Below are 11,646 nucleotides of genomic sequence, written 5' to 3' on the forward strand. Positions count from 1 at the left end.
AACAAGCAGTTAAAACATGAAAACCATCACTGACATTTTCCAGTTTTTAAAGAGACCTGATTTTGAACCTATTCAGGATAAATCCCGAAATAAAATAAAACTATTCTTTGTTATATTTTTATGGCTTCTACTCATCTGGTACGTAATGAATTTCCTGATTAATATAGTAGAATTCTTCCTATTTGGTCATCCCACAAGACCCGACATGACACTCGATCATATTAATCCCGGCAATGGATGGTATTTATTCCAATTGATCCTATTGGGTCCTATCATAGAAGAATTTAGTTGCCGCTATGCGCTCGGTCGATTTAATCTCAATAAAATTAAAATCTCGTTAAGCCTGATCATTTCGTTTTATATCTCTTATTTTCTATACGTGTATAAATTTAGAGAACTTTGTGGCTCAAATTACATCTGGTATTTTCTTATTTTACACGGTACAATGCTTTCAGTTGCCACTATCCTTTTCTTTGCCACAAATTTATTAAACAAACAAATCGCATTGTTTGAAAATAAGTGGAACAAATACTTCCCTATTATTTTCTATCTATACGCCATTATTTTCGCCATTTACCACTTCAATATGCCGACCCGATTCATATTTTTCTATTTTACAGGAGCTCTATTCTTCGGGTATACCCGGATTCGTTTGGGTTTCGGTTACGTCATCGCACTCCATATGCTGTGGAACTCTATAACGGCACTTGCAGCCTGGGCACACTCCTTGCTTAAATAGCACTTGGGGACGGGGTTAAAGTGCTAAATTCAGCATTTCAATAATGAAAAAAGCCCTCAAAGAGGCTATACACGAGAAGTCGATAAAACATTCAAATACCTTTGCCCACTTCTCAACATAGTATTTTCAAATTACTAACAATCAACTCTGTTATTTTCTACTTCCAAAATACAAATCTCCAAAATAATTTAACAAAAATCGATTCTCTTGTTTATAAATTTACTAACTTTAACGCCGAAGAGAAGAGAGAATAGCAGAAAAATATCTTTAATTAAATATAATCATTCTGTATAATGGGATTCGCAAAAGATTTTGTTGAAAATATTTCATTTATACTTTAGAACGATATAAATTTGACAAATCAATGCGAATGTGTTAAATATTTAACAAAACAATATAAAATGCTTCCTATGGATAAATTCATTTCAATCGAAGAAGCCGTATCTAAAGTAAAAGACGGTATGACCATCATGGTAGGTGGTTTTTTGGCCAACGGAACCCCCAACAAAATTGTTGATGCATTGGCAAAATCAGGAGTTAAAAATTTGACGTTGATTTGCAACGACACGGCATACCCGGATAGAGGAGTAGGTCAGTTAATTGCCAATAAACAAGTAAGCAAACTGTATGTTTCTCACATTGGGACGAACCCGTGTACCAGTGAACAAATGAATAGCGGAGAGTTGAAGATAGAGTTCTGTCCCCAAGGAAGTCTCGCCGAGAGAGTGCGTGCCGGAGGCAACGGTTTAGGAGGTATTTTAACCCAGACAGGCTTGGGTACGATCGTAGCAGAGGGAAAAGAGATCATTCGGGTAGACGGGAAAGAGTATCTGTTGGAAAAACCTTTACGCGCTGACGTTGCTTTGATCGGTGCAAGTTTAGGAGATAAATCCGGAAACCTTGTTTACAGAGGCACTTCACAAAACTTCAACCCGTTAATGGCTGCTGCTGCCGATTTGGTAATCGCCGAAGTTGCGGAGTTAGTTGAAGTAGGTGCAATTGCGGCAGAAAACGTAAAGACCCCTGCCATTATGGTAGATTTTATAATAAAACAAGACAAAGCGTAAACGCTTTTACTCTAACAAATAATAAACAAAGAAGTTATGGAAAAGACAATGATACGTTTAAGAATGAGTGCAAAAGACGCTCATTACGGTGGAAATTTAGTGGATGGAGCTCATATGGTACACTTGTTCGGCGATGTGGCTACGGAATTGTTAATCATGCACGACGGAGACGAAGGGTTGTTCGTGGCTTACGACAACGTGGAGTTCTTAGCGCCCGTTTATGCCGGAGATTATATCGAAGCTACCGGAGAGATCGTGAAAGTAGGAAACTCTTCCCGAAAAATGGTTTTCGAGGCTAAGAAAGTAGTTGCTGCCAGACCTGATATCTCTGCTTCGGCAGCGGATGTTTTGGCTGAACCGATCGTAGTTTGTCGCGCAAGCGGAACCTGCGTGGTAAAAAAAGAAGATCAACGCAAAAATCAATAATCTCATGGAAAAATTAATTATCACTGCAGCCATTTGCGGGGCAGAAGTAACCAAAGAACAAAATCCCGCCGTTCCTTATACAGTAGAAGAAATAGTTAGAGAAGCCAAATCTGCTGTAGACGCTGGTGCGGCCATTGTTCACCTTCACGTTCGCGAAGACGACGGTACTCCTACCCAGAGCAAGGCACGTTTCAAAGAGTGCATTGATGCCATTTACAAGGTATGCCCCGACGTCATTATCATCCCCTCCACGGGAGGAGCCGTAGGTATGACCGCGGAAGAACGTCTTCAACCGACGGAACTATTCCCCGAAATGGCTACACTCGATTGCGGTACTTGCAACTTCGGGGACGACGTGTTTGAAAACACCATGCCCATGATGAGAGATTTCGGCAAAAGGATGTTAGAGAACAACATCAAACCGGAATACGAGTGTTTCGAAATGGGACACTTGGACACCGTATTAAACATGGCTAAAAAAGGCCAGGTTCCCGGTGCTCCCATGCAATTCAATTTTGTCCTCGGCGTTCCCGGATGTACCCCTGCCACGGTACAGAATCTCTGCTGGCTTGTAAACGCCATTCCCGCGGGTTCAACCTGGACGGCTACCGGAATCGGTCGCCACGCGTTTGCTCTGGCAGCTCCCGCGATTGTCATGGGCGGTAACGTGAGAGTCGGCTTTGAAGACAATCTTTATTTAGAAAGAGGCGTGCTCGCCAAATCCAATGGCGAATTAGTAGCTAAAGTCGTTCGTTTGGCAAAAGAATTAGGCCGAGAGATCGCGACTTCGGAAGAAGCAAGAAGAATTTTAAATTTAAAACCATTAAAATAAAAGTTTTATGCAGAAAAAAGGAAATAAATACGGTACACACCGCGTGATCGAACCGAAAGGGGTTTTACCGCAACCGGCCAACAAAATTGACAACAACATGGATGAAATCTACGACAACGAGATTTTAATCGATGTTCAAACCTTAAATATCGACTCTGCCAGCTTCACGCAGATCGAAGAACAAGCCGGCGGTGACAAAAAGAAAATTGCCGAAATCATGATGGGCATTGTTGAAAAACAAGGAAAACACCGGAATCCGGTAACCGGTTCAGGCGGTATGTTACTGGGCACCGTGGAGAAGATCGGTGATGCTTTGAAAGGTAAAATCGATTTGAAAGAGGGAGATAAAATAGCAACCTTGGTTTCTCTTTCCCTAACCCCGCTTCGCATTGACAAAATCAAAGATATCCGTCCGGATATTGACCAAGTAGATATCGACGGTAAAGCCATTTTATTCGAGAGCGGTATTTATGCTAAAATTCCTTCAGACCTTCCTGAGAACTTGGCACTTTCTGCCCTGGATGTAGCAGGAGCCCCCGCTCAGACCGCCAAATTAGTAAAACCGGGAGATACCGTATTAATCATCGGAGCCGGTGGTAAATCAGGTATGTTATGCTGCTACGAGGCTAAAAAACGTGCCGGAGTAACCGGTAAGGTAATCGGTCTTTGCCACAGTCAAAAAAGTACGGAGCGTTTACAAAAACTCGGATTCTGTGACTACGTGTTCTCAGCCGACGCCACCCAGCCTGTTCCGGTAATGGAAAAAATCAGCGAGTTGACCAACGGAGAGATGTGTGATATCACCATCAACAACGTAAACATTACCGACACCGAAATGACCAGTATTCTTTGCACGAAAAATACCGGTATCGTATACTTCTTCTCTATGGCTACCAGCTTTACGAAAGCTGCTTTGGGAGCAGAAGGGGTAGGTAGCGATGTAACCATGATCGTTGGAAACGGATATACCAAAGGACATGCAGAGATCACTCTTCAAGAGTTAAGAGAGTGTGAAGCTCTAAGAAAAATCTTTACCGAACTTTACGCTTAATAAATAATGTTACTGTGATCTGCAACGAAGATTCCTTGCAGGTCACAGTATCTTTTCAAAAAAACAGATTATTCGATGAAAAAAGGATGCAGATACGGAACACATAGAGTGATCTCTCCAGAAGGGACTCTCCCTCAACCGGCCATAAAGTTAGACAACACGATGGAGATATACGACAATGAAGTACTCATTGACGTTCAAACCTTAAACATCGACTCTGCCAGTTACACGCAGATCAAACAAGCCTGCAACGGAGATGCCTCCCGTATGGAAGAGATGATTTTAGCGATCGTAAAGGAGAGGGGAAAAATGCAGAACCCGGTGACGGGTTCCGGAGGGATGCTTATCGGTACCGTGAAAGAGATAGGATCGAACTTCCCGGATAAGAGCCTGAAGGTCGGCGATAAAATAGCTACTCTTGTTTCCTTATCTTTGACACCTTTAAAAATTCACCGGATAAAAAAATTAGATCCGGCCTCCGATCAAGTAGACGTTGATGCGGAAGCCATTCTATTTGAAAGCGGGTTGTATGCCATACTTCCCCATGATATTCCGGAAAAACTGGCATTGGCTCTTCTGGATGTCGCCGGAGCTCCGGCACAAGTAGCCCGTCTTGTAAAAGAAGGAGATACGGTCTGCATTATCGGAGGCGGCGGGAAGTCAGGTATCCTATGCTGCTACCAGGCCATGAAAAACGTGGGACCTTACGGAAAGGTCATTGTTGTAGAATTTTCCGAAGAAAATGCACAACGGATAAAAGAGATGAATTTAGCCACTCACGTGATTGTCGCAGATGCGACTAAAGTGATGGACGTATATAAAAAGGTGACAGAGATCGCCGGCGAGAGAGGATGCGAAGTAACCATCAATAACGTCAACGTTCCCTCGACCGAAATGACATCAATTTTAATCACCAAAGGACAAGGATGTGTTTACTTCTTCTCTATGGCAACGAGCTTCACGAAAGCAGCTTTGGGTGCCGAGGGTGTAGGCAAAGATATAAGTTTAATCGTGGGAAACGGTTACGCAAAAGGACACGCGGAATTGACCCTGAATATCGTCCGGGAATCAGCGTGCATCCGGGAATTATTTGAAAAATTGTACGTGAAATAATTATAGGAGTGAATTTTTTCAATCCACTATATAGATTCAAACTAAAATTAAAATAAAAAAGTAATGTCAGAAAGCAGACGAAAAGAATTTTTTCCGGAAGTTACCGATGAGCAATGGAATGACTGGAAATGGCAAGTAAAAAACAGAATCGAGACTGTTGATCAATTAAAGAAATATCTCGAATTAACCCCGGAGGAGGAAGAGGGTATTCGCGAGTCACTAAAGACGTTAAGAATGGCAATCACTCCTTATTATTTGAGTCTAATCGATAAAAACGATCCTTACTGTCCGATCCGCAAACAATCCGTACCTTCTGTTTTGGAACTACATAAAGCCGCTGCCGACCTGGAAGATCCTTTACACGAAGATAGCGATTCTCCTGTTCCCGGACTGACCCATCGTTATCCGGACCGGGTGTTATTCCTGATCACCGACCAATGTTCCATGTATTGCCGTCATTGTACCCGCAGACGTTTTGCCGGTCAACACGACTGTGCATCCCCGACAGAAAGAATAGACAAGTGTATCGACTATATCGCTAAAACACCGCAGGTAAGAGATGTTTTATTATCAGGAGGAGATGCGCTTTTGGTAAGCGACGATCGTTTGGAGTACATTATTAGTAAATTAAGAGCTATTCCGCACGTGGAAATTATTCGTATCGGTAGCCGGACCCCGGTTGTTTGCCCTCAGCGTATTACTCCGGAATTGGTCAATATGCTGAAAAAATACCATCCGGTTTGGTTGAATACCCATTTTAACCACCCGAATGAAATCACGGCTGAATCTGCAGCAGCATGCGCCCGTTTAGCTGATGCCGGAATTCCATTAGGAAACCAAACCGTATTATTAAGAGGTATCAACGACTGTACCTACGTGATGAAAAAATTAATGCACGGACTGGTGAAAATGCGTGTTCGTCCCTATTACATTTATCAATGTGACCTCTCCATGGGTATCGAACATTTCCGGACCCCTGTATCCAAAGGTATCGAGATCATAGAAAATCTACGCGGCCATACCTCCGGATATGCCGTTCCAACCTTTGTCGTGGACGCTCCCGGTGGTGGCGGAAAAACTCCGGTCATGCCTAATTATGTTCTTTCCCAATCTCCGAAACGGGTAGTATTAAGAAATTACGAAGGCGTTATCACGACCTATACGGAACCGACGGATTACCAAGAAGAGTGTCATTGCCCCGAATGTGAAAAGGCTCGCAGAGAAGGTATCGCGGCTCTTTTACACGGAGATCAGCTCTCTATCGAACCGAAAGTTTTAGCTCGTCACGAAAGAAATAAACATTAATACGATTTCAATCGACGATGGTGAAGAGAATCCTTTACCATCGTCGACTAAAAACAACGATCGCTTTGCCTTTTATTGAAGAGATATTAAAATACAACAGTATTTCTATCGTCGGATTGGCAAAAAATGCCGGGAAGACAGAATGCTTAAACTATATTCTTAATCGAGTTAAGAATACGGGAAAGCAATTTGCCCTAACTTCCATTGGCATTGACGGTGAAGATCGGGATCAGGTTTGCCAAACTCCCAAACCGGAAATCGAAGTATACGAAGGCATGATTTTTATCACGTCCGAAAAACATTACCGGGAAAAAAGATTGGTTTCCGAAATCATGGATGTCAGCAATCGTCAAACCTCTTTAGGCCGACTGATCACGGCCAAAGCCGTTTCGCAAGGAAAAGTGCTGTTATCCGGTCCTCCGGATACCGCTTCCTTACGATACCTCATCGAAGGGATGAAACGTTTTAACGTGGATACGACGATCGTAGACGGAGCCTTATCGCGTCTCAGTCTCAGTTCTCCGGCTGTAACGGAAGCTATGATACTGGCAACGGGAGCTGCTCTCTCTTGTAATATCCCTCAATTGGTCAGAAAAACAAAATACATATACGACCTGATCTGTCTTGATACCGCGGATGCAATGACGGCACACCAATTAGCCGGTATCGAAAACGGAGTTTGGTCTATAGATGAAACGGGTGTCGTTCATGATTTGAATATACCCTCTGTTTTTATGCTGGAACAGCATAAAGAAGATATTTTCCGTCATGGGAACACCCTTTTCGTTGCCGGGGCAATCAGTGACAAGTTATTACAATTTTTAAGGGCACAAAAGCAAATAAAGGAAATAACGTTACTAATCAAGGACTTCACCCGGGTATTTGCCTCTATGGAGTCCTATTACGCTTTCGTGAAAAAAGGGGGACAGTTAAAAGTCTTGCAAAAAAGCAAGTTGCTTGCCGTATGTATCAACCCTTTATCTCCCGAAGGCTATTGTTTGGATCCGGATGAATTAAGGTCTGCCATGCAGGAAAGCCTACAAATACCGGTATATAATGTAAAAAGAATTTGAAACAGATATGTTTTTAGTAAGGAATGCCATAGAAGAAGTGAACGGATTCAGGTTTATGATCGATCAACTGGAAATACAATCCGGTTTGGCGAAACGGGTTCTCTATGCAACTCCCTACCAGCAAATCCCGGATGAAATTATCAACGAATTGAATCGAGTGGAACAAATGTGTCTTTACCTTCGAGATACTCAATACGCCGATATTCTTTCGAGGATCAGCATAAAACTGACGCAAATAAAAGACATTCGAGGTACGATTTCCCGGATAGAAGAAAATCATAACTTAGATGACATCGAATTATTCGAATTAAAGAACTTCTCCTTGTTGGCCATGGATATACGTCTTTTGTTAGAGACGGGAGAGATTGATATCATCCGTATTCCCGATCTCGAACCGGTCATCGATATCCTCGATCCGGACAAGATGCGTATTCCTTATTTTTACATATACGATGCATACTCTACCGAGTTGGCCGATTTACGAAATGAAATAAAGAAACTGAAACAATCCGGAAAAGCGGATGAAAAACAAGTGGAGAAACTATACTTCCGTAGCATTCTACTGGAAGACGAGATCCGGGAGAAACTTTCCGGACAGTTGCGTGGATTGGCTCTTTCCGTTTCAGAAGCTTTAACCGGAATCGCGACAATAGATATCCTTATCGCTAAAGCCAAGCAGGCTATCGAGATGCATCTTTGCAAACCGGAAATCGCGGCACACACGACCTCTTATCAGGGTATCTTCAATCCACAGATAAAGAAGATCCTGGAAAGCGAACAGAAAGCCTATCAACCGATTGATATCGAAATAGGCAAAGGAGCTTGTCTGATTACCGGAGCCAATATGGCCGGGAAAAGCGTTATCCTCAAAACCGTCGCTTTAGCTCAAACTCTTTTCCAATTCGGATTTTTCGTACCGGCGATTCAGGCCGAGATCGCTTTAGTAGATGAGGTTTTACTCTGTATCGGAGATGAGCAATGCGAGCTCAACGGATTATCCTCCTTTGCATCAGAAATGCTCCGGATCAACCGGATCGTCCAAGACATCAAAGCAGGCAAAAATGCCCTTATCCTTATCGATGAATTAGCACGGACGACCAATCCGGCAGAAGGAAAAGCTATCGTGAATGCGGTACTCGATTTTCTCACGGAAAACGAGGTCCGATCCCTGATCACCTCCCATTACAGCGGGATTCAGGCTTCTTGCCGAAAACTAAGGGTAAAAGGATTTATGAAAGAAAAAGTAAAAGGCACGTTGACCATACATAATATAAACGAATACATCGACTATTCCCTGATCGAGGATAACGATACCTCCGTGCCGCAGGAGGCGATGCGTATTGCTCGTATATTGGGAGTAGACGAGAATTTGTTGGATCGGGCAGAAATCTATCTGCACCAAGAATAAGAGAGAGAAAGAATAATATTAAATTGAAAATAAAGTTCGAATGCAGGGAAATAAAGAGAAGAAACGAGGATCAAGGCAAGAGAGTCCTCTTTCCCCCTCTTCCCTAAACGAATGTAAAATCGTAACAAAAAAACTATGCAGAACAGTAAATTAGGGCTGGATTTTGACAAAGTGGCACACGCGAAAAAAGTGTCCAAGAAAATAGCCGATGATGTACAAAAATTCGTGGAACACTACACCACTGTTGCCGTAGAGCGGACTCTTTGCCGTCTCTTAGGCATCGACGGCGTGGATGCGAACACCGTTCCACTACCCAATGTTTTGGTAGACGAAATCAAAGAACAAGGGGTATTGAATCAGGGTATTCTTTTCTTTCTCGGTAATACGATCGCCGAAACAAGAATGACTCCCCAGGAAATTGCAGAGAAGGTAGCCGACGGCCAATTGGATATGACGAAACTACCCGTCCATTCCAATGAAGAGATTCGCTCGGCCTTGAAACCTTACGTAGAAGCCAGCATCAAACGAATCAGTGATCGTCGAGCAAAGAAAGAACACTATTTAAAAACGATAGGCGAAGGTCCCAAACCCTACCTTTATGTCATCGTCGCTACCGGAAACATTTATGAAGACGTGGTACAAGCTCAAGCAGCAGCCCGTCAGGGAGCAGATATTATCGCCGTAATCCGTACCACAGGACAGAGTCTTTTAGACTACGTGCCTTACGGAGCTACAACGGAAGGTTTCGGGGGAACCTTTGCAACCCAGGAGAATTTCCGAATCATGCGAAAAGCCCTGGATGAAGTAGGCGAAGAAGTAGGTCGATACATTCGGCTATGTAACTACTGCTCGGGGCTATGTATGCCTGAAATCGCCGCCATGGGAGCTTTAGAGGGGTTGGACGTTATGCTGAACGATGCTCTTTACGGTATTCTTTTCCGCGACATCAACATGCAACGGACCTTGGTCGATCAATTCATGTCCCGTGTCATCAACGGATTCGCCGGTGTCATTATCAACACGGGAGAAGACAACTATTTAACGACGGCCGACGCAATCGAACAAGCACATACGGTATTAGCCTCCGATTTAATCAACGAACAATTAGCTCTCATTGCCGGACTTCCGGAAGAACAAATGGGATTAGGACATGCATTCGAAATGGATCCCATGCAAGAAAACGGTTTCTTATTCGAATTGGCACAAGCTCAAATGACCCGCGAAATCTTCCCGAAAGCCCCGTTAAAATACATGCCCCCGACCAAATTTATGACGGGAAATATTTTCCGCGGTCATATTCAAGATGCTCTTTTCAACATGATCGGTATTTGGACTTCACAAGGTATTCAATTATTGGGAATGCCGACAGAGGCTATCCACACGCCTTTCATGTCAGACCGCTATCTCTCCATCGAGAATGCAAAATATATTTTCGGTAATATGAGAAATATCGGGGACGAAGTAGAGTTTAAAACGGACGGAATCATTCAACGCCGGGCCAAAGAGGTTTTAGACAAAGCCATTGCCCTTTTGGAGAACATCGAACACGAAGGGCTGTTTACCGCACTGGAAAAGGGGATTTTTGCAGATATCAAACGTCCGAAAAACGGAGGCAAAGGTTTAGACGGAGTAGCGGAAAAAGGTGCGAACTATTACAATCCGTTCATTGAGCTTATGCTCAAAAAGAATTGAAAATTGAAATTTGAGGACTAAATTTTAATCCCAAAGTTTCAATGAACGCGTAACCTAAAATAATAACAACAAATGATCTATTGAACCATTTCAATTTTTCATTTTCAATTTTCAATTAGTATGAGTGGTGGATTATATTCAACGGAAAAAAATGATTTTGATCAGACCTTAGATCTGAAAAAGATAAAACCATACGGCGATACCATGAACGACGGTAAAACTCAATTAAGTTTTACCCTGCCCGTTCCCGCCGGAGAAGAGGCCATCGAGGCTGCAAAACAACTGCTGAAGAAAATGGGTTTCGAAAACCCTCAAATCGTATTCAGTAAAGAATTGACCGAAGGTTATACCTTTTTTAACTGTTACGGGAGCTGTACACCCACGGTCGATTTTACCGCAATCCATGTCCCCAAAGTCGAATCGACCAAATGGGAGATGCACGAGACAGACGAATTCATCCGTGAACATATCGGACGTCCCATTGTCGTTGTCGGAGCCAGTACCGGCACCGATGCCCACACGGTAGGTATTGACGCCATCATGAACATGAAAGGATTCGCCGGACACTATGGACTGGAACGTTATGACATGATCGAGGCCCATAATTTAGGAAGTCAGGTTCCCAATGAAGAGTTTATCGCCAAGGCTATCGAGCTGCATGCTGATGCCTTGTTAGTATCACAAACAGTAACACAGAAAGACATTCATATCAAAAACCTGACGGAATTGGTAGAGATGCTGGAAGCCGAAGGTCTCCGGGATAAGGTTATTTTAGCTTGCGGAGGTCCTCGCATATCTCATGAGTTAGCGAAAGAATTGGGATACGATGCCGGTTTCGGCATGAACACCTATGCCGATGATGTGGCTTCATTTGTTGCACAAGAACTTGTTAGAAGAAAAACGAAATAGCATTTAGAATTTTAGATTTTAAATCCTAAAT

Annotated in this window: 11 protein-coding genes; all 11 read left to right on the forward strand. The window is 43.0% G+C overall.

Annotated elements, in window-relative coordinates; all coding sequences use genetic code 11:
* Positions 1-205 precede the first annotated feature (205 nt).
* The 11 genes from BN3283_RS14775 to kamE all read left to right on the forward strand — a co-directional run bounded on the left by BN3283_RS14775 (position 206) and on the right by kamE (position 11,615).
* The gene (locus BN3283_RS14775) at positions 206-739 is read left to right on the forward strand and encodes a CPBP family glutamic-type intramembrane protease (RefSeq protein ID WP_350308235.1); all 534 of its coding nucleotides are present in this window, start codon (positions 206-208) and stop codon (positions 737-739) included.
* 410 nt (positions 740-1,149) lie between these two features.
* Positions 1,150-1,806 (forward strand): CoA transferase subunit A, encoded by a 657-nt coding sequence (locus BN3283_RS09795; protein WP_041502715.1) that lies wholly within the window; start codon positions 1,150-1,152, stop codon positions 1,804-1,806.
* 36 nt (positions 1,807-1,842) lie between these two features.
* Complete coding sequence (gene kal, locus BN3283_RS09800; protein WP_041502667.1) at positions 1,843-2,232, forward strand: 3-aminobutyryl-CoA ammonia lyase; 390 nt, start codon at positions 1,843-1,845, stop codon at positions 2,230-2,232.
* Positions 2,233-2,236: 4 nt separating this feature from the next.
* Complete coding sequence (gene kce / locus BN3283_RS09805) at positions 2,237-3,064, forward strand: 3-keto-5-aminohexanoate cleavage enzyme (RefSeq protein ID WP_041502666.1); 828 nt, start codon at positions 2,237-2,239, stop codon at positions 3,062-3,064.
* 7 nt (positions 3,065-3,071) lie between these two features.
* Positions 3,072-4,115, forward strand: a complete 1,044-nt coding sequence (gene kdd, locus BN3283_RS09810; RefSeq protein WP_041502665.1) for an L-erythro-3,5-diaminohexanoate dehydrogenase — start codon at positions 3,072-3,074, stop codon at positions 4,113-4,115.
* A 75-nt stretch (positions 4,116-4,190) separates the two neighbouring features.
* Positions 4,191-5,228 (forward strand): L-erythro-3,5-diaminohexanoate dehydrogenase, encoded by a 1,038-nt coding sequence (kdd, locus tag BN3283_RS09815; protein ID WP_041502664.1) that lies wholly within the window; start codon positions 4,191-4,193, stop codon positions 5,226-5,228.
* 63 nt (positions 5,229-5,291) lie between these two features.
* Positions 5,292-6,533, forward strand: coding sequence for a lysine 2,3-aminomutase (kamA, locus tag BN3283_RS09820; RefSeq protein ID WP_059026544.1), 1,242 nt, complete (start codon positions 5,292-5,294; stop codon positions 6,531-6,533).
* A gap of 17 nt (positions 6,534-6,550) precedes the next feature.
* Entirely contained in the window at positions 6,551-7,606 is a 1,056-nt protein-coding gene (kamB, locus tag BN3283_RS09825) for a lysine 5,6-aminomutase reactivase subunit KamB (RefSeq protein ID WP_082667092.1), read from the forward strand.
* A 7-nt stretch (positions 7,607-7,613) separates the two neighbouring features.
* Complete coding sequence (kamC, locus tag BN3283_RS09830; protein WP_070807471.1) at positions 7,614-9,014, forward strand: lysine 5,6-aminomutase reactivase ATPase KamC; 1,401 nt, start codon at positions 7,614-7,616, stop codon at positions 9,012-9,014.
* A gap of 135 nt (positions 9,015-9,149) precedes the next feature.
* Complete coding sequence (kamD, locus tag BN3283_RS09835; protein ID WP_059026545.1) at positions 9,150-10,706, forward strand: lysine 5,6-aminomutase subunit alpha; 1,557 nt, start codon at positions 9,150-9,152, stop codon at positions 10,704-10,706.
* 120 nt (positions 10,707-10,826) lie between these two features.
* A complete protein-coding gene (gene kamE, locus BN3283_RS09840) occupies positions 10,827-11,615 on the forward strand; it encodes a lysine 5,6-aminomutase subunit beta (protein ID WP_041502661.1) in 789 nt (262 codons plus the stop codon).
* Positions 11,616-11,646 lie beyond the last annotated feature (31 nt).

Source organism: Gabonibacter massiliensis (assembly GCA_001487125.1).
Lineage (GTDB): Bacteria > Bacteroidota > Bacteroidia > Bacteroidales > Marinifilaceae > Gabonibacter > Gabonibacter massiliensis.